The organism is Burkholderia contaminans (assembly GCF_029633825.1).
GTDB classification, from domain to species: domain Bacteria; phylum Pseudomonadota; class Gammaproteobacteria; order Burkholderiales; family Burkholderiaceae; genus Burkholderia; species Burkholderia contaminans.
Genome location: NZ_CP090642.1, coordinates 450,827 through 477,732 on the forward strand (window position 1 = coordinate 450,827; position 26,906 = coordinate 477,732).

24 protein-coding genes are annotated in these 26,906 nt (G+C 66.3%); 9 read left to right on the plus strand and 15 right to left on the minus strand.

Features of this window, described 5'->3' with window-relative positions:
• Window positions 1-11: 11 nt before the first annotated feature.
• Genes LXE91_RS34175 through LXE91_RS34230 form a run of 12 tightly spaced genes read right to left on the minus strand, consistent with a single transcriptional unit; the run spans window position 12 to window position 11,824 of the window.
• The gene (locus LXE91_RS34175; RefSeq protein ID WP_039347758.1) at window positions 12-1,187 is read right to left on the minus strand and encodes a PLP-dependent decarboxylase; all 1,176 of its coding nucleotides are present in this window, start codon (window positions 1,185-1,187) and stop codon (window positions 12-14) included.
• Window positions 1,177-2,160: a beta-ketoacyl-[acyl-carrier-protein] synthase family protein gene (locus LXE91_RS34180; protein WP_039347756.1), complete on the minus strand. Its 984-nt coding sequence runs from the start codon at window positions 2,158-2,160 to the stop codon at window positions 1,177-1,179. Before LXE91_RS34180 ends, LXE91_RS34175 begins: the two co-directional genes overlap by 11 nt.
• A gap of 3 nt (window positions 2,161-2,163) precedes the next feature.
• Complete coding sequence (locus LXE91_RS34185; RefSeq protein ID WP_039347754.1) at window positions 2,164-3,147, minus strand: ferritin-like domain-containing protein; 984 nt, start codon at window positions 3,145-3,147, stop codon at window positions 2,164-2,166.
• A 1-nt stretch (window position 3,148) separates the two neighbouring features.
• Window positions 3,149-3,787: a hypothetical protein gene (locus LXE91_RS34190; protein WP_039347751.1), complete on the minus strand. Its 639-nt coding sequence runs from the start codon at window positions 3,785-3,787 to the stop codon at window positions 3,149-3,151.
• A gap of 1 nt (window position 3,788) precedes the next feature.
• Window positions 3,789-4,673 carry a hypothetical protein gene (locus tag LXE91_RS34195; protein ID WP_039347748.1) on the minus strand — a complete coding sequence of 295 codons (885 nt, stop codon included), beginning with the start codon at window positions 4,671-4,673 and terminating at the stop codon, window positions 3,789-3,791.
• A 7-nt stretch (window positions 4,674-4,680) separates the two neighbouring features.
• On the minus strand, window positions 4,681-4,935 hold the full coding sequence (locus tag LXE91_RS34200; protein ID WP_011350104.1) for an acyl carrier protein: 255 nt from the start codon (window positions 4,933-4,935) through the stop codon (window positions 4,681-4,683).
• 58 nt (window positions 4,936-4,993) lie between these two features.
• Entirely contained in the window at window positions 4,994-6,103 is a 1,110-nt protein-coding gene (locus tag LXE91_RS34205) for a hypothetical protein (RefSeq protein ID WP_039347738.1), read from the minus strand.
• 15 nt (window positions 6,104-6,118) lie between these two features.
• The gene (locus LXE91_RS34210; RefSeq protein ID WP_039347735.1) at window positions 6,119-7,438 is read right to left on the minus strand and encodes a hypothetical protein; all 1,320 of its coding nucleotides are present in this window, start codon (window positions 7,436-7,438) and stop codon (window positions 6,119-6,121) included.
• Window positions 7,428-8,168, minus strand: a complete 741-nt coding sequence (locus LXE91_RS34215) for an outer membrane lipoprotein-sorting protein (protein ID WP_039347732.1) — start codon at window positions 8,166-8,168, stop codon at window positions 7,428-7,430. Before LXE91_RS34215 ends, LXE91_RS34210 begins: the two co-directional genes overlap by 11 nt.
• Complete coding sequence (locus tag LXE91_RS34220) at window positions 8,165-9,382, minus strand: ABC transporter permease (protein WP_039347729.1); 1,218 nt, start codon at window positions 9,380-9,382, stop codon at window positions 8,165-8,167. Before LXE91_RS34220 ends, LXE91_RS34215 begins: the two co-directional genes overlap by 4 nt.
• Entirely contained in the window at window positions 9,354-10,064 is a 711-nt protein-coding gene (locus LXE91_RS34225) for an ABC transporter ATP-binding protein (RefSeq protein ID WP_039347725.1), read from the minus strand. Before LXE91_RS34225 ends, LXE91_RS34220 begins: the two co-directional genes overlap by 29 nt.
• Window positions 10,061-11,824 (minus strand): fatty acyl-AMP ligase, encoded by a 1,764-nt coding sequence (locus LXE91_RS34230; RefSeq protein ID WP_223274385.1) that lies wholly within the window; start codon window positions 11,822-11,824, stop codon window positions 10,061-10,063. Before LXE91_RS34230 ends, LXE91_RS34225 begins: the two co-directional genes overlap by 4 nt.
• Window positions 11,825-12,242: 418 nt before the next feature.
• On the opposite strand from LXE91_RS34230, the gene LXE91_RS34235 reads away from it, so the two are divergent.
• The 4 genes from LXE91_RS34235 to LXE91_RS34250 all read left to right on the plus strand — a co-directional run bounded on the left by LXE91_RS34235 (window position 12,243) and on the right by LXE91_RS34250 (window position 16,735).
• The gene (locus tag LXE91_RS34235; protein ID WP_039347718.1) at window positions 12,243-13,190 is read left to right on the plus strand and encodes a fatty acid desaturase family protein; all 948 of its coding nucleotides are present in this window, start codon (window positions 12,243-12,245) and stop codon (window positions 13,188-13,190) included.
• A 47-nt stretch (window positions 13,191-13,237) separates the two neighbouring features.
• On the plus strand, window positions 13,238-14,110 hold the full coding sequence (locus LXE91_RS34240; RefSeq protein ID WP_046196386.1) for a ferritin family protein: 873 nt from the start codon (window positions 13,238-13,240) through the stop codon (window positions 14,108-14,110).
• A 613-nt stretch (window positions 14,111-14,723) separates the two neighbouring features.
• Entirely contained in the window at window positions 14,724-15,716 is a 993-nt protein-coding gene (locus LXE91_RS34245) for a LysR substrate-binding domain-containing protein (protein WP_039347715.1), read from the plus strand.
• Between the two features lie 194 nt (window positions 15,717-15,910).
• Window positions 15,911-16,735: an alpha/beta fold hydrolase gene (locus tag LXE91_RS34250; RefSeq protein WP_039347895.1), complete on the plus strand. Its 825-nt coding sequence runs from the start codon at window positions 15,911-15,913 to the stop codon at window positions 16,733-16,735.
• A gap of 82 nt (window positions 16,736-16,817) precedes the next feature.
• Here LXE91_RS34250 and proP read toward each other — a convergent pair whose 3' ends face one another.
• The gene (proP, locus tag LXE91_RS34255) at window positions 16,818-18,287 is read right to left on the minus strand and encodes a glycine betaine/L-proline transporter ProP (protein WP_046543601.1); all 1,470 of its coding nucleotides are present in this window, start codon (window positions 18,285-18,287) and stop codon (window positions 16,818-16,820) included.
• A 538-nt stretch (window positions 18,288-18,825) separates the two neighbouring features.
• A complete protein-coding gene (locus LXE91_RS34260) occupies window positions 18,826-19,227 on the minus strand; it encodes a hypothetical protein (RefSeq protein ID WP_135370805.1) in 402 nt (133 codons plus the stop codon).
• A 640-nt stretch (window positions 19,228-19,867) separates the two neighbouring features.
• Between LXE91_RS34260 and LXE91_RS34265 the strand changes: the two genes are divergently transcribed.
• Window positions 19,868-20,938 (plus strand): helix-turn-helix domain-containing protein, encoded by a 1,071-nt coding sequence (locus LXE91_RS34265; RefSeq protein ID WP_082139495.1) that lies wholly within the window; start codon window positions 19,868-19,870, stop codon window positions 20,936-20,938.
• A 309-nt stretch (window positions 20,939-21,247) separates the two neighbouring features.
• Here LXE91_RS34265 and LXE91_RS34270 read toward each other — a convergent pair whose 3' ends face one another.
• Window positions 21,248-21,727 (minus strand): hypothetical protein, encoded by a 480-nt coding sequence (locus LXE91_RS34270; RefSeq protein WP_135370806.1) that lies wholly within the window; start codon window positions 21,725-21,727, stop codon window positions 21,248-21,250.
• Between the two features lie 20 nt (window positions 21,728-21,747).
• On the opposite strand from LXE91_RS34270, the gene LXE91_RS34275 reads away from it, so the two are divergent.
• The 4 genes from LXE91_RS34275 (at window position 21,748) to LXE91_RS34290 (ending at window position 26,869) form a co-directional block, all read left to right on the plus strand.
• Complete coding sequence (locus LXE91_RS34275) at window positions 21,748-22,803, plus strand: sugar transferase (RefSeq protein ID WP_039355761.1); 1,056 nt, start codon at window positions 21,748-21,750, stop codon at window positions 22,801-22,803.
• A 170-nt stretch (window positions 22,804-22,973) separates the two neighbouring features.
• Entirely contained in the window at window positions 22,974-24,149 is a 1,176-nt protein-coding gene (locus LXE91_RS34280; RefSeq protein ID WP_039355759.1) for a polysaccharide biosynthesis/export family protein, read from the plus strand.
• Window positions 24,146-24,580, plus strand: coding sequence for a low molecular weight protein-tyrosine-phosphatase (locus LXE91_RS34285; RefSeq protein WP_039355756.1), 435 nt, complete (start codon window positions 24,146-24,148; stop codon window positions 24,578-24,580). The genes LXE91_RS34280 and LXE91_RS34285 overlap by 4 nt, the downstream gene beginning before the upstream one ends.
• A 51-nt stretch (window positions 24,581-24,631) precedes the next feature.
• Window positions 24,632-26,869: a polysaccharide biosynthesis tyrosine autokinase gene (locus LXE91_RS34290; protein ID WP_039355754.1), complete on the plus strand. Its 2,238-nt coding sequence runs from the start codon at window positions 24,632-24,634 to the stop codon at window positions 26,867-26,869.
• Window positions 26,870-26,906 lie beyond the last annotated feature (37 nt).

Sequence of the window (26,906 nt, forward strand, 5' to 3'; positions counted from 1 at the left end):
CTCAGGTTGGTCTAGGCGGGCCGCACGTACACGTGCGCGGCTTCGTGGGACAGGAAATGCGCCATCGAGTACGTGCGGTGATAGGCGCCGCAGCGCGCGAACACGGCGATGTCGCCGACCTGCGGCGGCGCGCTCGTGTCGTCGCGGCCGATCACGTCCGCGCGGCTGCACGTGCTGCCGACGTAGATCGTCGGCACACCACGCGCCGGCTGAGCCGGCGAGCGGCGCACGAGTGAAGGCGCGGCCAGGCGGCGCATCACCGACTCGGTCTGCGCAAGCAGGAACGCATGCGACAGCCCGCCGTCGCACACGGCGATCGTGCGGTCCTGCCACGTCTTCACTGCGACGACGCGCGTCGCGAACACGCCCGCATCGGCGAAGATCGCGCGGCCGGATTCATGCGCGAGCGAGTACTGGCCGGCGAGCGGCGCGAGTGCGGTCGCATAGCGTTCGAACGCGGCATCGCCCGGATGATCGTCGGCAAAGCCGCCGCCGAGACTCAGCGACGCGAGCGGCGCGCCGTTGGCGGGCGCGAGATCGCGCGCGAGCGCGGCGAGCCGCTCGGGCAGCACGAGCGTGTCGGGCTGCGTCGCGTCCTGGCGGATGAACGAATGCGGGCCGGAGAACACGTGCAGCCCGGCCACCGGGAAACCGGCAGCGGCGAGCGTGCGCACCGCGTCGTGCGCCTCGTTCGGCGTCATCCCGAAGTGGTCGTGCCACAGCGCCCGTGCATCGTCGCCGGCCAGCGCGCCGGCATTCACGCGCAGCAGCACGGAGCCCGGCGTGCTGCCGCCGGCCGCCGCCTCGCGCGCCAGCGGTACGAAGCGCGCGACCGCGTCCGGGTTGTCGAGCACGAAGTGGCAGCGCGACGCGAGGCCGGCGCGCATGAACATCTCGTCCATCGACGGGTTGTTCAGGTAGCGCGGCGTCTTGATCCGGCCGATCACCGCATCGAGTTCGCCACGGCTCGCGAGTTCGACGCCATCCTCATACGCATGCGCGCAGCGGGCGAGCATGTCCTGGTTCGGGTTCGCCTTCAGCGACACGATCAGCCGCGTGCCGAGCCGCGCCTTCAGCGACCGGTAGCGCGCGATCGCGACTTCCGGCTCGTACACGTAGCACGGCGTGCGCAGGTCGGCGATCCACGCGTGGTCGCCGGCGGGCGGAAGCGGGCGCTCAGGCGTCATGGCGGCCCACCGGATGGAGCGTGGCGGCCGCGTACGCGCCGCAGTTCGACTGCATCACGCCGAGCACGCGCTGGCCGCGCGCGACCGCGTCGAGCCCGACGTCGGCCAGGTTGATCGGAAAATCCGAACAGCACGCGTGGCCGCGCGCATGGATGTTCTCCGCATAAAGCCGCTCGGCCGGCACGCGCATCGCGCGGCACAGTGCGTTCCAGCCGGGCAGGTCGGCGTTGTGCGGCAGCACGAGCTCGTACGCGTCGAGCGCGTGCGGCTCGAGCGCGACCGCCGCGTCGATCGCCTTGCGCGTGTACGGCCACTCCATCATGATCAGGTCGGCCTCGTTCGCGGCGACGGTATCCGAGCCGCGATGCCATTTCGCATGCGTCTCGATCGCGATGCCGCCGAGCCGGTTCTTCGTGCTGTTGCGCGCGATCAGCATCGCGGCCGCGCCGTCGCACTGCACGCCCGTCATCTGCCGCATCCGGTAATCCTCGCCGTACACGCGGTCGGACGACACGACGAGCGCCGCGTCGAGCTGCGGATAGCGGCGCATCAGCGCGCGCACCGTCTCGATGCCGGCCGCGACCGACACGCAGTTCAGCTGCGCGACCGAGCCGAGCCACAACGGCTCGATGCCGAGCTGCGCGGCGAGCTCGTGCGGCAGGCTGCGCGGCGCGGGCGGCACGCTGAACTGTTGCGTGTGGACGTGCACGATCGCGCCGATGTCGGACGGATGCACGTGCGCGGTGTCGAGCAGGCGACCGGCCGCGGCGATCGCGAGATCGGTCTCGCTCGTGTCGAGCGCCATGTGGAAATAGCGGCTGCCCGACTGCGCGATCGCCGCGGCCCGCTGCGCCGGGTAGTCGCGCTCGGCGGCCCAGGCCTCGATGTCGACGGGCAGGCCGGGCAGCTCGTAGGCCACCGCATCGATGCCGATCCAGAAATCGCGTGACGCTTGGGAGGAGGTCGTCGTCATGGTTCAGTTGAGCGGCATTGCCGCGTAGTCGAGGACGTCGAGTTTTTCGAAGGTCGCCTGCACGGTCGGCGTGAGCAGGCCCATCTCGCGGATCGTCGGCACCAGGCGCCGGAAGATCGAGCGGCGGATCGAGCTGGAGACCGGCGACTCGCGCACCATCGCGCTGCATTCGCGCTTCGACAGCCCCATCGGTTCCCAGATGTCGTCCGCGCACAGGTGCTCGTACAGCACGGCCGCGCCTTCGCAGACGAATTCCTCGCGCTCGCGCAGTTCGACCGCGCTCATCTCGGCATACACGCGGCACAGCGTGATCCGGCCGACCGCGAAGTGGCGCGATTCGTCGCGCTGGATCCTCACGAACAGGTCCTTGATGAACGGATCGGTGCTGTACGCGACGACGCTCTGGAAGATCGACAGCGCAATGCCCTCGACGAGCACCTGCATCCCGAGGTTCGTCATGTCGAGCGCGCTGCTCGTGATCGTGTCGTGCAGCAGCCCCTTCAGCGAGCGGCTCATCGGGTAGCTGACGTCGAGCTTCTCGTTCACGAGCTTCGCGTACGCCTCGACGTGGCGCGCTTCGTCCATCATCTGCGCGGCCGCGCACAGCCGCGCGCTCAGGCCGTTCTCGGCCGATGCGAGTTTCGATGCGCAGATCAGCGCGGCCTGCTCGCCGTGCAGGATCTGCGACAGCAGCCAGCCCTGCGCGTGGTGGCGCACCTCGCGCTTGTCGGTGTCCGAAAGCTTGCCCCACAGCTCGGTGCCGTAGATCAGCAGCGTCGGGTCGGGCATGCCGAGCGGGTTCGCCGGATCGAGATCGTGGCTCCAGTCGACATCGGTCGCGACGTCCCACTGCGCGGCTTTCGCCTTTTCGTACAACCGGTTCAGCGCCTCTTCGCGCAGTGCGTAGTCGTTCGACATCAGGGCGTCGACGGGCATCGACCAGCGGATGTCGGCCGTGTCCTGCATAACGTTGAGCGTGTCAGTCATTTCAAGGTCTCCCCGGCCGCGCGGCGGCGCCGGAATGATGGGCGGAATCGGTAAGCGTCATGGCGGCGGCGCGCGGCGCGGCCGGGTGCGGGTCGAGGCGGATCGCATACGCCGGCCATGCGCCGCGCAATTGCGCGTCGAAGGCGTCGGCGAGCCGCGCCGGCCAGATCGCGCAGCACACGCGGTTGTCGCCGGCGAACTCCGCGTCGCGCAGGATCCGGTCGCCGATCCACACGACGGGTGCGCCGCGCGCGGCATCGCGCAACGCTTCGTCGTACAGGTGCACGCCAAGCAGCACGTGCGGCGCGAGCAGTTCGGCCGGCAACGCACCGAAGTACGGCGCGCAGACTTCGATGAACAGGCGGGCATCCGGATGCACGGCGTCGCGGATACGCGCGGTGATTTCGGCGAGGAATGCGAAGTACTGGACGTGGTCGAGCAGCACACGGCGATCGCCGCCGAGCGCGTCGCCCGTATGCGTGGCGCCGGCGTCGTACACGTCGCTGGCCGCTTCAGCGAGTGCGGCACGCGCATAGTCGGCCGGCGTGTCGAGCGGCATCCGGTACGCGCTCGCGGCGACCGCGACCGGCCGCCGCGCGTCGCGCTCGATCCGGTAGGTGAAGTGAACGGGTCGCACCATGTCACGCCTCGTCGTCGAGAGAGAACGTCGCGTCCGGCGCGAACGCGACGTCGGCGACCGCGTAATAGCCGTTCAGCGCGAGCGAGCAGACGGCCGCGCGGCGCGGCGTGTCGCCGTCGCGATGCGCGAGCAGCACCGACAGCCACGGATCGCTGCCGAACGCATGACCGAACACCCCGTGGCCGTCCGGCAGCAGCGGCGTCTTGCCGACCGACGCGAGCAGCGCACGGCGCGACGTCGCCGGAAAGAAGGGCAGCGCCGCGTGCAAGCCGGGGCGGGCCGCGCAGAAGGTGCGGATGTCGCGGCCCAGCCGCACGACCGCGCTGGCCGGCGGCGCGGCCTCGGCCAGAACCGACGGCGCCGACGATGACGCTTCGCGGCCGACATCGACGAGCAGCGTGCACACGCCGAAGCCCGAGCGTCCCCAGGCGGGGTTGCCGTGCCAGTACGTGTAGCCGTGCACGTCGATGTCGACGATCTGCAGCAGCAGCGTGCGCGGCCCGGTCTCGGCCGCGGTGGCGAGCGAGCGGCGCAATACGTAGCCCCAGCCCGCGCATTCGTACGAGCAGGTCATCCAGTCGGGCGTGTAGTCGTTTGCACCGGCCAGTGCCTGAGCGAACACGCGATGCTGCGGCGAATCGTTCATCAGCAGCATCGACAGGATCGTCGAGCTGACCACGTAGTCGTCCGCGCCGACCGCGCCACACAGCCGCTCGCGTTCGGCGCACGCGAGCGTGCCGATCGCGCGGGCCGTGTCGTCGAGCGGCACGGCCGCGCCGTCGCGCGACGGCGCGACGCGCCGGTACGCGAGCGCCTGCACGGTCAGCGCGGTCGCCGGGGCCGGCTGGGCGGCGGGAGCCGCCGCGGTCGCAAGGGGCGCGAGCATCGTCGTGTCAGGCGGCGTGCTGCTGGCGGCGCAGTTGCGCGTCGAGCTGCTGCAGCGTCGTGTACTGCGTGATGTTCAGCGCTTCCGGGTCGATCGAACCGTAGAGCTGTTCGCAGAACACGATCAGCTCGACGATGTTCAGCGAATCGATGCCGAGTTCGCCGATGCCGGCGTCGGTGTCGACGGTCTCGACGTTGAGGATCTTCGCGACTTCGCGGGACAGGATGTCGAGCGCGTCGGCCGGAACGTTCTGGGTCGTCATGAGAGGAGCTCCTGATAATGAAGTGGGTTGATCGGGATCGATCGGCCTGTCGCGTGGGTCAACTGCCGGCTTCGCAGCGCAGGCTCTTGCGAAGCTCGTGATAACAACGGTACGAACTGCCTTCCATCTTCGAAAACGCCAGCAGGTCGCGCTGGTCGTCGAACGTGGCGACCCTGCCGTCGCGCACGAGCGCGGTCAGGAATTCGTTCGACAGCAGCTTGATCGCGAGCACGCGCTGCACCTTGCCGAAGCTGTAGTGCGCGTCGTCGGTCTGGCTGCGCGCGGCGTCGGCGATGAACTGGTGGACGGCGCGCGCGTCGGCATCGAGTTCGACGCGGCCGGTGCGTTCGAGCCAGCCGACGTGCGCCATCAGCGCACGCACGAAGTAGGGGCGCACGACGGTCAGGTACTTGTTGAAGACGGTCGGGCCGCCGATCCGCAGGCGATCTTCGGCGTTCACGCGTACCTGGCCGCCGACGTTCGCGAGCTGCAGGTTGCCCGCGAGGAACGGCGCGCCGCAGGTCGTGCGCTTCAGCTTCCGGTATTCGTCGGGCCACACGAGGTAGGCAGCCGGGAACATCACGCCCGGCAGCCGCGCGGCGACCACCGCCATGCAGTCGCGATGCGCTTCGATGCCCCACACCTTGTCGACGGTGAGCGCGAGGCCGTGGTCGTCGCTGCGCACGACGGTGCGCCATGCGGCGAGCGTCGGGCCGCCGCCGTCGCTCATCAGAAACGCGAAGTTGTGGCCGCTGTCGATGCATTCGCATGCGCGACGGTTCTGGTCGTCCGAGAAGAACAGCCCGAACATGATGCGGATGAACGCGCGCATGAACGGCTTGAACAGGTGATGAAACCCTTCGCGGCCGATCTGTTCGAGCAGCGCTTCGGTGAGCGGCGCTTCGTCGTGCCGCAGCGGCGTCGATGCGGACGAATCGGGCAGCACGTCCGGCGTGGCGGCATGCAGCGCGATCACCATCTCGCTGTCGAGCAGCCGCACGGCGGCCGCTTCGACGAGCCGGGCCGCCGCGCGCGGCGGCGTGCCGAGCGACGCGATCGTGTCGAAGTGGCGCAGCACCGGATACGCGGCCTGGTCGGCCACGCGCAGCAGCAGCGGTGCGGTCGCGAGCGGGCTGGCGGACGAAGCGGGAGCGGAAAGCGTGGACATGGGTCAGGGTTCCTGTCAGAAGCGCACGCGCACGGCGGCGTCGATACGGGTGCCGAGACCGACCATCCGGTACTCGGAGTTGCTGTCGGAGAACGCGCGGGTGACCGCGACATCGACGCTCACGCGCTTGTTCACGTCGGCGACGACCTGCGCGATCGCGAGCAGGCCCTTGTCCTGCGGCGAATAGACGCCGCGCAGCGAATACTCGACGCGGCCGATCTTCTTGCCGAGCCGCGCGAACAGGTAGTCGCGCAGGTTGCCGTCGACGCTCACGAAATCGGCCGTGCCGCCGAGGCCGGCCAGCGCCGCGCCGGGCGCGACGGGCAGCAGCGCGTTGTTCACGCGCGCCGCGCCGACCATCTGGCGCCACTGGTTCGCGTCGTAGCGCGCCTCGTCGTGCGACCACTCGACGATCAGCGAGAAGTTGCCGGGCAGGGCGCTCTGCATGCCGACCGCACTGCGCCACATGATCTGGCGATCGTTGCGGCGATCGACCGCGTCGTACGCGGCGGGCGAATCGAGCGGCGTGCCGTTCGCGATGAACGCCGGCAGCGGCCGCGTCGTGCCGCGTTCGAGCCATGCGCTCGCATAGACCGTGTTCGAGCGCGCAACGTCGAACGACAGCGTCGCACCGGCGCCGCCGTGGCCCGCATGCCGGCCGGCGAGCAACGCGGCCGAGCCGCCCGACCAGTTGTATGCGCCGCGCACGAGCTGCGTCGCGCCCTGCACGTCGCGGTTGTCGACGTCACTGCGCAGCGTGCGGTTTTCGCCGGCGATGAACTGCAGCGTGGTCTGCTCGCCGGCCCATTTCGCTTCGACGAGCGGCGTGCCTTCGACATCGCCGTAGCGGTCGTAGATGTCGGCCGTCGCGGCGCGTTTTTGAAAGAAGCCGAGCGGAAAGAACGCCTGCGACGTGTCGAGCGGATCGATCCGCTTGCCGGCGGTGAGCGTGATGCCGTTGTCGAACGCGTAGCGCACGCCGGCCTCGTTGAAGCGGGTGGACTGCGCGCCGAGCGAGTGATTGCCGGCCACGGCGCGGGCGTTCATGAACAGGTTCTCGCCGTCGATGCGCGCGAGCAGGCCGGCTTCCTGCAGGTTGCGCGGCTGGTCGCCGATCAGGTTCCCCAGCAGCGCGTGTCCGTCCATGCTGTCGACGGTGCGTGCGTACGCGATGCCGTTCAGCGTGCTCAACTGTTCCATCAGCGATTCTCCGTGCGCGAGCGTGCAGCCGAGCGCAAGCGGGACGGCGAGCGCGGCGGCGGGCCAGATGCGGCCGGATGATGGGCGGAGGCGGTCACGATGGGCGTCGACATGGGCGTTGTTGTCACTGGCCATCGGCAAGCGTGTCGGGGTTGAACCAGCCCGACGGAATCTTGCGCGGCTGGCCGTCGAGGATGTCGACGACGCTCGCGCGCTGCTTTTCGATCTCGTTGCGATACGTGATCTTGCGGATCACCTTGCGCCCGTTCGCGTCGACCGGCGCGGAGAAGTCGGCGCTGCGGAACAGCAGGCCGCTCGCGAGGAAGAACTGCGCGCGCACCGGCACGTCGGTGTCGGGCGTGACCCACAGCTTGATCGTCGGGTAGACGTTGTCGGGATCGGTCGCGGTCAGGTCGAGCTCGGTGGCCGGCTTGCCGGCGATCGTCGTCGCGCCCGGCGCGGCCGACGCGTGATAGCTGTCGGCCCAGTGCGTGCGCGTGATGTCGCTGATCACGACTTCGCCCTGCAGCCGCTGCATCCCGTTGATACGTACCGCGCTGCGTGTGTTCGGCACGTAGAACCAGTGGCCGCGCGTCGTCGCGAGATACTTCTGGCCGTCGTTCTCGCCGCTGCGCGTCAGCGCAAGCGTGTCGCCGTTGCCGCGCGTATAGACGAGGTAGCGCGTCGCGTCGCCGGACTGCCCGCCGACCTCGTTCGTGATCTGGATGTTCGTCTGCGTATCGGCGGCCGTGCTGCGGTATGCGTCGGCCCGGGCGAGCATGGCCTGGGCCGTCGGGGCGTCGGCGGCATGAACGAGCGGCGCACACGCGACGAGCGCGGCGGCCAGGTGGCGAATGCGAATCATGGGGCGAGTCCTTCGAGGATGTTGCGTTTGGCGAGGCCGAGCGTCGCGAGCAGCGCGGCGGCCACCCCGAGCACGACGAACGCGCCTTCGACGGCGGCCACGGCGGCCGGCGAGACCGTGAATTCGAGCAGGATCGACTTCACGCGGCCCGGCGGCGGGGGCAGGTGGATCTGCGCGTGATTGAGCGCAACCATCGTCAGCAGCGCCACCGCGATGCCGGCGGCCGCGCCCAGCAGGCCGAGGAAGGCGGTCTCCTGGATCAGCACGCCGCGCACCGTCGCGGCCGGCACGCCGAGCGCGCGCAGTGTCGAGATCTCGCGCCGGCGCTCGACGATGCTCATCAGGATCCAGTTGCTCATCGACAGCAGGATCGTCAGGCAGAGAATCGCGCCGAACACCGAGAACTGGTTCTTGTACAGCGCGACGACCTGGTGATAGAGCGACACGAGCTGGTCCCAGGTTTTCACGTCGAGCGCGGGCAGCGCGGCGCGCAGCGTCGCGGCGGCGGCCGGTGTGTGCGCGGTGTCCGACAGGAACACCGCGATGCGCGACGCGCGGTCGGTGCGCAGCAGCGCCTGCGCGGCGGTGAACGTCACGTTGACGATCCGTTCGTCGACGTCCTTGTTGCCGGTGCTCATCACGCCGACGATCTGCGCATCGGTCGCGTTGATGCCGCCGTGCGCGGTCGACGCCATCAGCTGCACGACCGAGCCGACGTGCACGCCGAGCTTGCGCGCGAGTTCGGCGCCGACGACGACTTCGGTGCCGGCATTCGTCGGCGACAGGTAGCGGCCCGACAGCACCGTGTGATAGTCGAAGAAGCCGGGCGGCTCGCGGTTCGGCTCGATGCCTTCGCCGACGAAGCCGTAGCTGAGATCGCCGTTCGAGATCAGCCCGTCGAATTCGATGCCGCGCGCGGTGGTCGCGACGCCGGGCAACGCCGCGATCGCCTGTGTGGCGGTGGCCTGCTCGTCGGCGGTCAGCCCGTACTGCAGCGGCCGCTCGCCGATCAGGTCGAGATAGCCGTGGTGCAGCACCTGCACGTGGCCGACGCCGCTGTCGATCGACCCTTCGCGCACCGCGTCGAAGGTCGCGATCACGTAGCCGAGCGCGAGGCTCGACGCGAACGCGGCGACGCCGATCATCGCCATCGTCAGCACGGTGCGGCGCTTGTTGCGCCAGAGGTTACGCCACGCAAACGTCGACCAGTTCACGATTCACTCCCGGTACGCCGTCGCGCATCTCGATGCGGCGCGGCAGGTGCGCGCACAGACGATCGTCGTGCGACGCAATCAGAAAGGCGGTGCCCAGCGTGCGATTGGTGTCGAGGATCAGCTCGGCCACCGCCCGTGCGTTGGTGCTGTCGAGGCTGGCGGTGGGTTCGTCCGCGATCACGATCGCCGGCTCCTTCGCGAGCGCGCGGGCCAGCGCGACCCGTTGCTGCTCGCCGCCGGACAGCTCGCCCGGGCGGTGGCGTTCGCGCGCGGCGAGCCCCACCGCGTCGAGCATCGCGCGGGCGCGCTCGCGCCGCGTGCGCGGCGTGCCCCATGCGAAGCAGCCGAGTTCGACGTTTTCGAGCGCGGACATCACCGGAATCAGGTTGAACTGCTGGAACACGAAGCCGATGCGCTCGCGGCGAATCCGCTCGAGCGTGTCGGGCGCATCGTCGATCCGGCGGCCTTCGAGCCAGCGTTCGCCGGTGCTCGGCACGTCGAGAAAACCGGCCAGGTTGAGCAGCGTGCTCTTGCCGCTGCCCGACGGGCCGACGAGCGCGACGACGTCGCGCTGGCCGATCGAGATCGTCGCGCCGCGCACCGCGACGACGCGGCCCGCACCCTCGTACACGCGCGAGACGTCGCGCAGTTCGAGCACCGGCGTGAGCGTGGCGGTCGTCATGCGTACGCCCCCTGGCCGGCTTCGGCGGCGGCCGTCGCGTGGATCACGGGCAGCGCGCCGTTCGCATAGAGGTCGCGGCACTTCAGGCGCTGCAGCTTGCCGCTCGTCGTGCGCGGCAGCGAGCCGGGCTCGACGAAGCACAGATCCTGCGCGGCGAAGCCGATCCGCGACGCGAGCAACTGCTGGCACTCGGCGCGCGTCTGCGGCGTCGCATCGACGGGCCGCGCCTCGATCGCGACGACCAGCCGCTCGGTGCCCGTCTCCGGATCGGGCAGCCCGAACGCGATGCAGGTGCTCTTGCGCAGCGTGCGATGGGAGGCCAACGCCTCCTCGATTTCGTGCGGGAAGTAGTTGCTGCCGCGAATGATGATGACTTCCTTCTTGCGCCCGAGGATATGGAGCTGGCCGTCCGCGACGTAGCCGATGTCGCCGGTGCGGAACCAGCCGTCGGCCGTCAGCGGCGCGGCGATCGAGCCGTCGTCGGGGTTCAGGTAGCCGAGCATCACCGACGTGCCGCGGATCGCGACTTCGCCGACCGCGCGGTTCGCCAGCGCGTGGTCGCCGTCGTCGAGGATCCGGAACGCCATGCCCTCGATCGGCGTGCCCATCGCGAGCACGGTTTCGGTGTCGGTGTCGGCGCCGTCGTTCGCGGCGGCCGGTTGCGCGTCGCGGCGCTCGATCAGCGCGCGCCGGTCGAGCGTGTCGGCGATCACGTACGGCGCACCGTCGACGGCGCCTTCGTGCCACGCACGATGCATCGACACCGCGAGCGTCGATTCGGCCATGCCGTAGCACGGCTGCAGTGCCGAGGCCGCGAGGCCGTACGGCGCGAACGTCGCGGCGAAGTCGCGCAGCGTCGCGTCGTCCACGCGTTCGCCGCCGATGAAGATGTTGCGGCACGCGGACAGATCGACACCTTCCATCGCGGCGGCATTGAAACGGCGCACGCAATAGCGCAGCGCGAAGGTCGGCACCGATGTCGTCGTCGCGCGCGCCGACGCGATGCGCTTCAACCAGCCGAGCGGATTACGAATGAAGCTGTTCGGCTGCATCATCAGCAGCGGCGCGCGGTAATGCATGTTCGACAGCAGCGTGAGCAGCCCCATGTCGTGATAGAGCGGCAGCCACGACGCGGTGCCGTCGCCGGCCGCGATGTCGAAACACACCGACCCGCCGATGCCGAGCACGTTCGCGATCACGTTCTCGTGGCTGAGCACCGCGGCTTTCGGATGCGACGTCGAGCCGGACGTGAGCTGGACGTGATGCGGATCGCGGCCATGCTTGGCGCTGATCAGCGCGCGCGCACCGGCATCGGCGACGAGCGACAGCGTGTCGAGATCGACGACGCGCGTGGACGACGCGGGAAACGCGTCGTCGCGCCACGCGGCGGACTGCGCATCCGCGGCGATGACGAGGCGCGGCCGGTACAGCTCGCATGCGACGTCGATCACCTGCCGCCCGGTGGTGGCGCGGCGCGCGGGAACGGGCACGGTGCAGGGCAGTGCGCCCGTCATCACGCAGGCCATCATCGCCGCCGCGTGCTCGACCGATGCGGGCAACGCCAGCATCACCAGGTCGTTCTCGCGCACATCGAGTTCGCGCAGTGCGCCGGCCTGGCGAAACACCTCTTCGGCGAAGCGCCGGTACGTGATGCTCGACTCGTTGCCGGCGTCGTCGACGAACGTCATGCGATGCATGGCGCCCGCGACGTCCTCGAGCGATTCGATGAGGCGATGAATGGTGGATGCGCACTTCGTCACGAGGATTCTCCCCTTGAGGAACACGGCCGCTCGCGCCACGGTGCCGGCGGCGCCGTTCGTCGAGTGAGGGGGATTCTTGCCGGATCGACATGACGCGACAAACGGAATATTTGCAGGCTATGCATGAGCAGCACGCATCCACTCGGCACTGCCATGTGCGTATACGTGCGAGCCCGCGCGAGGTGAATGGTCGGTACGCATTCGACCGGTCGTCTAGTTCACGATGTGGTGTGCTCATGCGCGGGCGTCATGCAATGCGTTCGGAAAATTCGTTTGTCCGAAGCATCGACTCACAGAAGAATTGCAACCCGGCAGCGCGCCAGTGTCGCCGCGTCATCGTGCCGGGCAGGGTCCGGCCAAGGAGAGCATTTTGTCCGTCACCTCATCGCTTCTCGCCCGTCAGAAACCGGTTTCAGACATGAAGAGCCGCCCGAGCGGCGTCGTCTTCTCGCTGAAGCTCGTGGTCTACGTCGCGCTCATCGCGCACGGCATGCTGTTCGCGCTGTCGACGTATGTCGTCCTGAAGATCGTCGGCATCCTGCTGATCGGCGCGATGTACGCGCATGGGGTCGAGCTGCAACACCAGGCGCTGCATTACCAGGGATTCAGGAGCAAGCGGCTCAACATGGTGTTCGGCGTGCTGCTCGGCATGCCGATGCTCGTGTCGTTCCATGCGTACCAGGACAGCCACCTGCGCCACCACCGGCTGCTCGGCACGCCCGAGAACAAGGAGTTCTTCGACTACGGCGACCAGTACGGCGCGAGCCCTGTCGTCAATCTCGGCCTGTGGGCCTGGCGGCTGTCGATGGCCGCGCACTATATCCAGTTCGCGAAGAACGTCGCGAAGCTCGTCGTGCCGGGCGCAAGCTTCGGCGACAACCCGCTCGTGTCGCGTGCGATCCGCCGCGATCACCTGCTGATGGTCGCGGCGATCGCGCTGCTGGCCGGCGTGTCGATCGCGCTGCATACGTGGTTCGCCGTGTGGGTGTGGGTCGTGCCGCTCGTGTTCGTGGTCGCGCCCGTGCATGCGCTGGTCGAGATGCCCGAGCATTACCGCTGCGACCTGACGAGCACCGACCCGTTCCGCAACACGCGGACGATCGAGAGCAATGCGTTCATGACGTGGTTCACGAACGGCAACAACTATCACGTGGAGCACCACATGATGCCGAACCTGCCGATCGAGCGGCTGCACGACCTGCACGGCGCGATCGGGCCGCGCATCCGCTATTACAACCGCACCTACCGGCAGTTCTATTACGCGCTGCTGCGCGGCACGCTGTCGCCGCGCACGGTGGACGACGACGCGGACGACCGTGCGCCCGACGCCGACGTGGCGGCGCCGGCGTCCACGCAATCGGCATGACCGCGATGGTGCCGACCGGTGCCGCGCCCGAATGCCTTTCAACGACGGTGACGACGATGCTCTATCCGGAACTTTTCAGGTCGCTGGAAGCGGTGCGCTGGGACATGGAGACGGACATTCCGTGGGACAAGTTCGACGCTTCGCTGCTCACTGACGAGCAGGCCGAGACGATCAGGATGAACGCGATCACCGAATGGTCGGCGCTGCCCGCGACGGAAATGTTCCTGCGCGACAACCGGCACGACAGCGACTTTTCGGCGTTCATGAGCGTGTGGTTCTTCGAAGAGCAGAAGCATTCGCTCGTGCTGATGGAATACCTGCGCCGCTTCCGGCCGGACATGGTGCCGACCGAAGCGGAGCTGCACGCGGTGCGCTTCGAATTCGACCCGGCGCCGCCGCTCGAGACGCTGATGCTGCACTTCTGCGGCGAGATCCGCCTGAACCACTGGTACCGCTGCGCGGCCGACTGGCACACCGAGCCGGTGATCAAGCAGATCTACGAGACGATCGCCCGCGATGAAGCGCGCCACGGCGGCGCCTACCTGCGCTATATGAAGAAGGCGCTGAACGACTGCGGCGACGTCGCACGTGCCGCGTTCGCGAAGATCGGCGTGCTGATGGCGTCGGCGCGCCGCACCGAGAAGCCGCTGCACCCGACCAACCTGCACGTGAACCAGGCGCTGTTCCCGCGCGACACCGTGCAGTCGCGCCTGCCCGATCCGGAATGGCTCGAGCGCTGGCTCGACGAGCAGATTCGCTTCGATGGCGAATGGGAAAAGAAGGTGGTCGAGCGGATCCTGCACAACCTGTCGATCCTGTTCGAGCGCCCGTTCGCGACCGCGCAGGCGCTGAACCGCTATCGCCGCGAAGTGACCACGCGAATGCCCCATGTGACGGACGACGTGGTGGACAACGTATAGCGACGCGCATCCCGTCCGGTAAAGGGTGGAACCGATTCCGGACAATTGGGCCGCGTCATGCACGCGCGTTGCCCTTTCCGGTCGGTGAAATATTCATTGCCGGACATAATTGGTTCATCAATTGCAGAAATTGAATGGCGCAATTCAATTTCATTCGTTTAGTATGTTTTCGTAAACATGAAAACGCGAATTTAAATGGTATTCCGCGTGTATGTTGGAGTGCATTTTCTTTTCGTAATCCGGCAAATGAATAAAATTGTCTGGTAATTGAAATTTGATTGTAGGCATGCGGATGGCCGTCTGCTGTAGCGTCGGTATGGTTGACATGACGTCGAATTGTGCCTGTAATCCCCTGTTTTTATGCCACTTCGCCGCTCATCTTTCGCGCCGTTTCGACTGCATGGTGATTTACAAAATCACTACTCGATAAGGTTGATGTAAGAATATCCGGCCGATGAAAATCGATAGATAAATACGAGTGTCACGATTGAAAATAAGAATGATCCGCATCCATGCTTCAATATAAAATCGTTTCCGAATCCAATAAGGAGAAACGAATCAGGGAGACGAACGGCGACTTGTCTGTCGGTGGGTGCAACTTTGAGGCGGCGGTATGGCTAATGTGAGATTGGCAAAGCGATTGAGAAGTATGCCTTCGCTGGATTTCCTGAGAGGCTTCGAATGCGCGGCGCGCCATTTGAGCTTTACGCGTGCCGGGCAGGAACTGAACGTCACGCAATCTGCCGTGAGTCGGCAGGTCAAGGCACTCGAGGAGCAACTCCGTATCGAGCTCTTTCACCGGCACATTCGTTCCTTGACGCTGACCGACAAGGGGCGGGAGCTGTACGACGCGATCTCGTTCGCGTTGTCCGACCTGGAATCGGTGATCGGCAAGCTGTCGTCGAGTGTGGGCCAGCGTGCAATCTCGTTGTCGACCACCGTTTCGTTCGCGGCACTGTGGCTGATTCCGCGCCTCGGTTCGTTCCGCGCCAGCTACCCCGACATCGACGTACGCGTATCGGCCACGAGCGAAATTGAAGATCTTAAACGCAAACGTTTGCACCTGGCCGTGCGATATGCAGGGCCGTATACGTCGACGGACGAGACGGACGTGCTGTTTCGCGAGCGTGTCGTGGCGGTCTGCAGCCCGAGCCTGATGCCGGCGGCCGGCGACGCCGCATCGATGAAGCCGGAGGATCTCGACAAGCACGTGCTGCTGCATCTCGACGATCCGCGCGGCGAGTGGCCTTGGCACGGATGGAGCCATCTGCTGAAGGAGCTGGGCGTGCCGCGCCTGCGGCCCGCCGGCGCGCTGCATTTCAGCCAGTACGACCAGCTGGTGCAGGCCGCGGTCGACGGGCATGGCATCGCGATCGGGCGGCGGCCGCTGGTCGACGGGCTGCTGAAGCAGGGCCGGCTCGTCGAGCTGTTCCCGCACTGCACGGTCGCATCGGGCAGCTACGTGCTGGTGCAGAACCCGGATGCGTGCAACGAATTCGATATCGCGGTGCTGACCAACTGGCTGCTCGAACAGGCGAATCATCCGCTCGCGTCGGACCAGGAATCGGGCGACAGCAACGTGGTGCCGATGTATCGCGTCGGATAGTACGGTCGCGCCACGCCGTCGCGGGTGCGTGTCGAAGGGCATGCAGCAGGTTCGACGCGAACGCATGTGCGATCCGTCATGCGCCGCGCCCGCAACCTGTGCGATGATGCGCCGCTTCGCATTCGTTGCAGCACGCCGCCGACCGCGGCGCCCGGCTCCGGGCCGCTGCCGATCGCGCCGACACCGGAGACGACATGCCCGCAGTGAACATTCATGGCAGCACCCTGCATTATCAGGATCACGGTACCGGGTTCCCGCTGCTGCTCGGGCACAGCTATCTGTGGGATGCGGCGATGTGGGCGCCGCAGATCGACGCGTTGTCGCGCCAGTATCGTGTGATCGTGCCGGACCTGTGGGGACATGGCGCTTCAGGCGCGCTGCCCGAAGGCACGCAGACGCTCGACGATCTTGCCGCGCAGGCGAGTGCGCTGCTCGACGCGCTGGCGATCGAACAGTGCGCGCTGGTCGGGCTCAGTGTCGGCGGCATGTGGGGCGCGCGGCTCGCGTTGCGCGAACCGCAGCGCGTGCGTTCGCTGGTGCTGATGGATGCGTCGCTCGAGGCCGAGCCCGATGCGACGCGGCTGCGCTACTTCGGAATGCTTGACGCCATCGCCACGGCGGGCTGTATCGCGCCGCCGCTGCTCGATGCGATCGTGCCGTTGTTCTTCCGGCCGGATGTCAATCTGGCGGGCCCGGTGCCGTCTGCGTTTCGCGACGCGCTGGCGAACCTGCCGGCCGACCGGTTGCGGCAATCGATCGTTCCGCTCGGCCGGCTGATCTTCGGCCGGCCCGACACGCTGCCGGCACTCGCCGAACTGGACGCCGAACGCACGCTGCTGATGTGCGGCGCGGGCGACATGGCGCGCCCGCCGTCGGAAACGGTGAAGATGGCGAGCGTGATCGGGTGCGCCCATGCGCTGGTGCCGGACGCCGGCCATATTTCGAATCTGGAAAATCCCGCGTTCGTCACGCGCATGCTGCTCGACTGGTTCGACGCGCAGCGGCTGTCGGCAGGCTGACGCCGGTGCGCGCGACGCCGGCGCATGTCGCGCGGCGTCCCGTCATCTCATGTCGTGAGAGCCCGCGCTACCTGCGCCCGCATCACGCGCGTTCGCTGACCGGCGTGAGCTTCCCGTCCCGCCCGCGCGCTTCGTCGGCTCGGCGTCGAACGAGGCTCAGCGCCTCCGCGCGGCTCGCGACGCACGGCGCGGAGCCGGGCAGCGGCTGGCGCGCCGTTTCGCGCAGCGCTAGCACCGACACGATGCCGATGAACGATGCACCCATCAGGTAGTACGCGGGCATCATCAGGTCGCCGGTGCGATCGACCAGCCACGCGGTGACGAGCGGCGTCGTGCCGCCGAACAGCGACACCGACACGTTGAAGCCGATCGCGAGCGCGCCGTAGCGGATGCGTGTGGGGAACAGCGCGGGCAGCGCGGACGGCATCACGCCGGTGAACGTCGACAGCAGCACGCCGTAGATCAGCATTCCGCCGAACACGGGCAGCATGCCGCCGGTGCGGATCAGCATCAGCGCCGGCACAGCCAGCACGAGCAGGCCCACGCAGCCCGCCATCATCACCGGCTTACGGCCGATCCTGTCCGACAGGTGCCCGGCGTAGAGCGTCATCGGCATCATCAGCACCATCACGAGCAGCACCAGGAACAGGCCGTGCGATTCGCGGAAGTGCAGCGTCGCCGACAGGTAGCTCGGCAGGTACGACAGCGCCATGTAGTCGGTCACGTTGAAGATCAGTACGAGGCCGACGCATTGCAGCAGCGGTTTCCACTGTTCGACGAGCAGCGACGCGAAGCGTTGTTTCGGCCGCGAGCGTTCGTCCGCTTCGCGTGCTTCGGCTTCCTTCTTGAAGGCGGGCGTTTCCTCGAGTTTCAGCCGGACATAGAGCCCCACGAGGCCGAGCGGGCCGGCGATGAAGAACGGCACGCGCCAGCCCCACGACAGCAGCGCTTCCTGCGACAGCGATGCGGTGAGCAGCGCGACGACGCCCGCGCCCATCACGTAACCGATCAGCGTGCCGAACTCGAGGAAGCTGCCCATGAAGCCGCGCCGCTTGTCGGTCGAGAATTCGGCGATGAAGGTGGCGGCGCCCCCGTATTCGCCGCCGGTCGAGAAGCCCTGCACGAGGCGGGCGACGAGCAGCAGCACGGGCGCCATGATGCCGATCGACGCGTAGCTGGGGATCAGGCCGATCGCGAAGGTGCCGACTGCCATCATGATCATCGTGGCGGCGAGCACGCGCTGGCGGCCGATGCGGTCGCCGAGCGGGCCGAACACCATGCCGCCGAGCGGGCGCACGAGGAAGGCAGCGGCGAACGTGCCGAAGGTCGCGAGCAGCTGCGCGGACGGGCTGCTGGACGGGAAGAACACCTTGCCGAGCGTGACGGCGATGTAGCTGTACACGCCGAAGTCGAACCATTCCATCGCATTGCCGAACGCCATGGCGCCGACCGCGCGCTTGAGGACGGCGGGGTCGACGATCGTGATGTCATCCAGCTTGACGGACTGGCGCGAAGATCGGGCTTTCGCGGCGTGCGCTTGCGACGGGCTCAATGAACTCTCCTGGAATTGCCTTGGCAGCCGGCCGGGCGAGTGTGCAGTGGAGTCGTGCGGGCCGATGGGGCAGCGAAGGCGGGTGTCTCGGGGTGCCTCGATGTCGGTGAAGTGACGCGCGTTGCGGGCGACATCGAGCAGGTTTGTTGTGTGAACCAGTTTAGAGAAACGGGTGCCGGCGACTATCGGTCATGCGCCCGGAACCCGGTCGTAAACGACATCGGCGAGGTCGCACGAGCGCGCCCGGAATAGTCGGACCGGTTCGTTCGGGGCGGCATGCGCGGCAACCGCGCCTTTTCCCGGAACATGACGAGGGACGGTGCGTTTCAGAAGGAGGGCGTGATGCGCAATTATGGGCGTATGCCCGCACAACGGCTTGCCAACATGCGGTGAAATTAAAAAGTTAATTCGGAATGCGAATGTCATTGCGAGGCGACGGAACGTTGGTCGTACGGGCTACGATTTCCGCATCGCAACAGGTCGCAGATCCCGAGGCTTGCGTCGGCGTCCGTGCCGGTTGCCACTGCGCGCATTGTCGTTAGCGCGCGCGATATTCGTTGCCCCAGCGGCTGACCGTCGCGGCCTGCATGTACGGCGTAGCGGTTCTCCACAGGTTGTAGCAGGTGTCGACGGTCTTGCGCTGTTGAATGGGCGCGAGCAGTGGTTGATGGACATCAGCGCGTGACGACGTCGCGTCCGCTACGTGCCGCGGCAGACACCACCGGTTTTCAAGACCGTCCGTTCGGTCAGCATGGTTGTTTCGTATGAAGAATGACCGTTGAGGATCGCGATCAATGGTGAGAAATTTCGCGGCGCATGAATCCACGCACTCCGTCATACATGCGAACGTTTGCGTGTCGCTATTCTGGAATATTCGGTAATAAAGCCGGCGTTCCATTACCGGCGAGGAGCCGCGGATGGTTTGAATGTCCAATAACATTCGATGAAATTCCTGCCCGGAACGCATGTCCGAATTCGAAGTGAGTACTACGCCGACACCCCCTCGCCGATTCACATTCGGCGATTCCGGATGGAGCCAGGACAACGCTAACAACCGCTGAAGTATTACGCCAAATTACAGCGAGTCCGGTTTTGACATAAAAGTTTCTGAAATGCTTGATTAACCGGAACAGCGATGGAGATCGGAGCCCGGCAACATGTCGCGAAGGGCGCCGCGCGGCGCCCTTCATGCCGGACATGAGCCACCTGGGCAATGCAAGATTCGCACGCAACGCTGCAGTGCCTGCACGTTGATTGTCCTTTCATTCGTACCGGCCGTACCAGCCGGCAATTGTGGCGCATTCAACGGGATCGGGTACCTGGCATTCATCGGACGGTAGATCCGCTGCCGCTATCACAACGTTAATTCCGGATCATTGAGGTACATCTGTTTTCTTGTGGATTTGAGTGAATGCGTTGCCGTTCGACATGAAGAATCTTTAAAACGGGGCCATACCGTCTGCTTGATTGATTCCGACAACAACACGGCGAAAACAGACATTGACAAATCGGTGGACGACAGTCGCCCATATGATGCGGCGCAGAAAATCAGAAATGTAAGAAATTGTCAAAGGTCCGTAATAATGCAGACAGTATCGAATCATTCATCGACGGGGTTAAGCGTGAATCGTGGCAGAGGCCCCGTAAACGGGCATCAACGGGCAAGCGTAATCGTACTGTTGCTCGAGGGGTTTCCCATTATGCAGATGGGCAAGCTGGCTGCAGTTTTCGAACTCGCCAATCAGCTCGCCCGTGAGGATGGCGCATTCGTCGACCACTACGAATTACGGCTCTATTCCGTGCATGGCGGGCCGGTTCGCTCGTCGTCGGGCGTCGGGATCTGGACGGAAGCAGCCAGTACGCTGGACGCCAGCACCGTGCATGCGATGTTCGTCCTGAGCGGTCAAGGCGGGATCGACAAACTCGACGAGCAACTGATCGCCTGGTTGAGGTATGCGCACCAGCGTGCACGCGTCGTGAGGGGCAGCAGTGGCGGTCGGAAGTTGCTGACGCAGATTCACCTGCCCCAAAAGGAGGTGGAGCGGGCGTCGCCCGAGATGGATGCCGGCGGCGCATTGCAGGCCAGGCGCGACGACGCGGACTACGCGGGCGACGAGGACGACGGGCCGTTCTCGGATGCGCTGTCGATCGTCCGGGTGGACATGGGCTACGAAATCGCGCAGGAAATCGTGACGTGCATGGTGTCCGGCGCGAACCGGAAGCTGACCGACGTGCTGTTCGGTGCACGTGTCGCGCGGGCGAGCACGCTGATCCGCATGGCGGCCCATCATCTGCGCGTGAACAGCGAAAATCGAATCTCCATCGCGGATGCGGCGCAGGCCGCGGCGATGAGCGAGCGCAATTTTCTGCGGCGCTTCAAGAACGAAATCGGCGTGACGCCCACCGAGTTCGTATTGAGGATCCGCCTCGAAAAAGCATGCCGCATGCTGATCGAGACGGATCTTCCGGCGGACAAGGTCGCGAGGCGAACCGGCCTGGGCAGCGGCGACCGGATGGCCAAGCTGTTTCGCCAGCACTTGCAGACGTCACCGACCGAATACCGGGCCGCCGCGCGCAAAGGCGGCGACGCATCTGCAGAGATGTTGTATGCGTCGGATCTGAGCGGCTGGATGAGCGGCGCGACCTCCTAGCGCGTGCGCTCGCGGCTCGCCACCCGGGATCGGTCCGCGGAATTCAATGCCGTGCAGGTCATCCCCATCGGGATATTCGTGTTTCATTCGAATGACAGAGTCGTCATTCCGGAATCAGGACCCGGATATCGGTTAATCGAAATGCGACGAAGGCGGATTCAGCCACAATCGTGGCGCAGTCCGACACGGCGCGTCAAAAGCGCGCTTCCACTGAATTAAGTTATCGCCTGGCCTTTCGAGGAGTCGGCACCCCGGCACTCCTCGGAATTTTGCCTGCCGTGTCGTCGTGAGCGCACTGTGCAGGCCTTTTTATTCGTCGAGCCAGCATTCGCGCCGATCGCATTCGGTCGATGCTTGCCCGCATGTTCCGGGCGGCGATCCGGTGATGCGATCGCCGCCCGATGCGCCGAGATGACCGGCGCGATCAATCAGCCTTCGACAGTCAATCGCGCATTGCGATGGCGGACCCGATTCGGGAATTCCGCATCGCGATCGTTCGCCATTCTCGTTCGGAATTTCATCGCGTAATTCGTGAAACGGATCGAATGATATTGGGCGGAAAACCGCCTTGATTTTTTCCGCCATCAACAAGGCGGATTCAGACGCAAGCGATAAATGCGGGAATCGCGACGAATATGATGCGCTGCGGAAACATTGAAGCAACGACCTCGCGACGGTCGCGTCGCGTCGAACGCGCTTCGTATCCGGCTGCATCAGCCACGACGGATTCGAGCGGGATGAGGTGAAGACGTGAGGCGCCGATGCGCCACGCGAACCGGTGTTGGACAATGAATTAGGAGTTCATATCAATGAATTCGTTGATCAATCGAGCGACCGATATCGGACTGATCGTGCTGGGCGCGTTCATTCCGGCGCTGATCGGCGCCACTGGCGGTGCGCGAGGATCGCTGTTCGACGGCGCGCTGGTGGCGTTCGCCGCGGCGCTCGCGTTGTCGGTATTTCCCGCCTGCGGCATCTATGAGCCGGCGCGGACGCGATCGATGTTGCGCGTGCTCGGGAGGACCGTGCTCGCATGGATCGTCGTACAGGGCATGAGCACCGCGCTTCTGTACGTGCTGCATCGGGCTCACGTGCTGTCGAGCGAATGGTTCGTGTACTGGACGCTCGCGAGCGGGCTCGGCCTGATCGCCTTCCGCGCGCTGACGCTCGCGATCTTCGGGATGGTCGAGCGGGCAGGCGACCAGGTTCGCGCGGCGGCAATCGCGCGCCGGCCGGCCGCGCCCATCAAGCGGGTGATCAGGCAGACCGTCAAGCGGAGCTTCGACCTGGTTGGTGCGTCGTTGCTTCTCGTGTTGCTCGCGCCGGTGCTGCTGGGCATCGCATGGGCCGTGCGGCGCGATGGTGGCCCGGCGATCTTCGGTCACGGGCGGGTCGGCCGCAATGGCAGGCCGTTCAAATGCCTGAAGTTCCGTTCGATGGTGACGAATGCCGATGCGGTGCTCAAGGCGCTGCTTGAGCGCGACCCCGATGCTCGCGCGGAATGGGATCGCGAGTTCAAGCTGAAGAACGATGTTCGCATCACGCCGGTCGGCCGGTTCCTGCGCAAGACCAGTCTCGACGAGTTGCCGCAACTGATGAACGTGCTGAAAGGCGACATGAGCCTGGTCGGGCCGCGCCCGATCGTCGAAGCCGAGCTCGAGCGTTACGGAGCCGACGTGCGCTACTACCTGATGGCGAAGCCCGGCATGACCGGTCTCTGGCAGGTCAGCGGCAGAAACGACATCGACTATTCGACACGTGTATCGCTCGACGTGTCCTATGTCCGCGAATGGTCGCTGCGTCGCGACATCGGGATTCTGTTCAGGACGATCAACGTGGTGTTGCGAGGGTCGGGCGCGTACTAGGGGCCACGGGCCCGCCGGGCGGGATGCACACCGGCGGCGCGCCGCGGCGACACGCGCCGGGTGTTGCAAGTGCAGGCAGCAGGTCCGATCTCGACAGGGGTGCTGTACGCGCGTCGACGCGGCGCGCGGCGGTCGGAGCAATTTCCAATTAAAACAGGGGTGAGGTTGTCATGCAGAGGTTGCGTCAAATGGAGCCGGCGTGCTTGTCCGTGCCACGCCGGCCAGTGCGTGCCGGTTCGCTGGCGGCGATTCTGCCGCTGTGTGCATTGCTGGGCGCGTGTGGCATCGCACCGGGTATGCGCATGCAGGCGCCTGCGTCGATTCCGCTGCAGAGCGGCGCCACGCCGGCCGACAGCGTCGCGCTGCCGGTTCCGGTCACGAACATCGACGTGTCGCTGATCCGGCGCATGCGTGAGGCGGAACGCGGCCAGCGCGGCGACGCGCACGATATCGACGCGTTGCCGGACGCATACACCATCGGGCGCGGCGACGTGCTGCAGATCACGGTATGGGACCACCCCGAACTGGCGGCCGCGCTGGGCGCGCCCGCACAGGCCGCGCCGCGAGCGGCGGATGCGCCGCCGGGTTTTGTCGTCGACCAGGACGGCACGCTGCAGTTTCCCTATGCGGGCCGGGTGCAGGTCGCCGGTCTGACGGCCGAGCAGGTGCAGACGCAGCTCACGCGCCGCCTCGAAAAGAACTTCAGAAATCCGCAGGTGACGGTGCGCATCGCGTCGTTCCGCGCGAAGCAGGTCTATATCGAGGGAGAAGTGCATACGCCGGGCTCGCAGCCGGTGAACGACGTCCCAATGACGCTGTACGACGCGATCGGCCGCGCCGGCGGCTTTGCGGCAACGGCCGACCAGAGCCGGATCGTCCTGGTGCGCGACGGCATCGAGCGCCGGATCGACCTGACCGAAATGGCCGAACAGGGGCGCAATCCGTCGAAGATCGTGCTGAGGAACGGTGACCTGGTGCGCGTGCTGCCGCGCGATGAAAGCGGCGTGTTCGTGATGGGCGAGGTCAACAAGCCCGTCACGGCATTGCCGATGCGCAATGGCCGCCTGACGCTGAGCGAGGCGATTTCGCAGGCCGGCAGCCTCAACGCGAACACGGCCGATGCCGCGCAACTGTACGTGGTGCGCGGCATGCAGGACGAGCAGCCGCAGGTCTACCACCTCGATGCCCGATCGCCGGTGGCCATGGTGCTGGCGAACCAGTTTCAGCTGAAGCCGAAGGACGTCGTGTATGTCGACGGCAACGGGCTCGTCCGGTTCAGCCGCGTGCTCAGCCTGTTGTTGCCGGCCATCAATGCCGGCCTGACCGCGGCGATTGCGACCAAATGATCGAATCCATCCTGATCGTTTGCGAGGGAAACATCTGCCGCAGCCCGATGGCCGAAGCGATGCTTGGCCGGGCAATGCCCGGTCGCCGTATCGTGTCCGCCGGCCTGAACGCGCTCGTCGGCATGCCGGTCGCGCCGTATGTTCACGACGTGATGCGCCTGCGTGGATTCGACGTGTCGACGCATCGCGCGCAGCAGATCGACCTGACGCTGTGTACCGACGCGGACCTGATTCTCGTGATGGACCGGCGGCAGCGCACGTCGCTCGAAGGCCGGTTCCCGTTCGTGCGCGGCCGCGTGTTCCGCATCGGCGAGTACACGGATTTCGACGTGCACGACCCTTACCGCCAGCCCAGGTTCGTCTTCGAACGCTGCGCGCGACTGATCGAGCTCGGCGTGTCCGAGTGGTCGAAGCGCCTTCGCATCGTCTGAGCCGGCCGCAGGCCGACGCTCTATGGAACCCATTCGCTCCCTATCGTTGCCATGACTCAACCCTCCGCCCCGCCGCAGCAAGCCGCCGAAGACGGCAGCGAGACCGATTTCGTCGCGGTGCTCGACATCCTGATGGAAAGCCGCTGGCTGATCGCGATCATCACGTGCATCGTCCTGGCCGCGGGCCTGGCGTACGCGATACTCGGCAAGCCGGTGTTCGAAGCGAACATCATGGTCCAGGTCGAGGACAGCCCCGATACGTCCGCCGCCAAGTCGTTGCTGGGCGACGTGTCCGCGCTGTTCGACGTCAAGTCGTCGGCTGCCGCCGAACAGCAGATCCTGGCGTCGAGGCTCGTCGTCGAACGCGCGGTGGACAAGCTCCACCTCTTCATCGACGCATCGCCCAAGCGCTTTCCGGTGATCGGCGACTGGATCGCGCGCCACAGCGACGGCCTGTCCGATCCCGGCCTCGCCGGAATCGGCGGATACGCATGGGGCCGCGAGCGCATCGACGTGCCGCTGTTCGACGTGCCGCGCAAGAACGAAGGCGACACGTTTACGCTGACGCGCCTGGACGGCAAGCGCTACCGGCTCGAAGGCGGCGATTTCGACGCCCCGGTCGAGGGCACGGTCGGCACGCTCGAGCGGTTCCGGTCGCCGCGCGGCCCGATCCTGCTGCGCGTCGATGCGATCGCCGCGAAACCCGGCGCCGCGTTCGTGCTCGTTCGCAACTCGCGGTTGAAGACAATCGAGGATATCCGGGACCGCCTCAACGTCCAGGAGCGCGTCAAGCAATCGGACGTCGTCGTCGCCACCCTGCAGGATACCGATCCGGAATGGGTGAGCGACACGATGAACGAGATCGGCCGCCAGTACGTCCGGCAGAACATCGAGCGGAAATCGGCCGAGGCCGCGCAGTCGCTCGAATTCCTGAACGCGCAACTGCCGCAGCTCAAGCAGCAGTTGACCGATTCCGAGGCGCGACTGACGAAGGTGCGAAACGAGCGCGGGACGGTCGACCTGACCGAGGAGGCGAAACTCGCGCTGGCCCAGACCGCGGACGCGAAGACGCGCCTGCTCGAACTGCAGCAGAAGCGGCAGGAGCTGATGTCCCGCTTTACCGAACGGCATCCGAGCGTGACGGCGATCGACGAGCAGATCGCGGCGCTGAGCGGCTACCGGAACGCCGCCGAGCTGCAGATCCGGCGTCTTCCGGACCTGCAGCAGGAAACCGTGCGCCTGATGCTCGACGTGAGGGTCAACACGGATCTCTACACGGCGTTGCTGAACAACATGCAGCAGTTGCAGCTCGTGCAGGCGGGCAAGGTCGGCAACGTACGCCTCGTCGACACCGCCGCGGTGCCGGAAGTGGCGGTGCGGCCGAAGAAGGTGCTCGTCGCGCTGGCGTCGCTGCTGCTCGGGCTGCTCGCCGGTTGCGGTACCGCGATCGTCCGCTCGATGCTGTTCCACGGCATCTCGGACCACAACGAAATCGAGCGCCGGCTCGGCCTCGCGGTCTACACGACCGTGCCGATCAGCGAACACCAGCGCGACCTGGCCGAGGAGGCCGCTCGCAAGAGCGGCCACAAGTCGATCCTGTCGATCGACTTCCCGAACGAGCCGGCGGTCGAGTGCCTGAGGAGCCTGCGGACGGCGCTGCAGTTTGCGATGCTCGAGGCGAAGAACAACGTCGTGCTGATCGCCGGCCCGGCGCCGGGCGTCGGCAAGACGTTCATCTCGTCGAACCTCGCGGTCGTGATGGCCAGCGCCGGGAAGCGCGTGCTGCTGATCGACGGCGACATCCGCAAGGGACGGCTGCACGACTATCTCGGCTTTTCACGCGGCCGCGGCTTGACGGAACTGATCGCCGGCAGTGCGCGCGTGGACGACGTGATGCATCGCGAGGTGGTCACGGGCCTCGATTTCATCTCGACCGGCACGATGCCGAAGAACCCCGCCGAACTGCTGCTGAACCGGAACCTCGCGTCGCTGGTCGACGATCTGTCGGCGCGTTACGACATCGTCATCGTCGACTCGGCCCCGGTGCTCGCGGTGCCCGATGCCGGGATCCTCGGCGCGTTCGCCGGCACGGCGCTGCTCGTAACGATGGCGGGCAAGACGAAGCTCGGCGAAATCGGCGAATCGTCGAAGCGATTCGCGCAAAACGGCACCCGACTGAACGGTGTCATCTTCAACGGCGTCAATCCGCGGCTGGGCCAGTACGGGTACGGCTCGAAGTACGGCGGGTATCGCTACGTCGCTTACGAATACGGGATGCACGATGCGTGACGCGCGCGTGACCGCAGGGGGCCCGGCATGCGCGTGC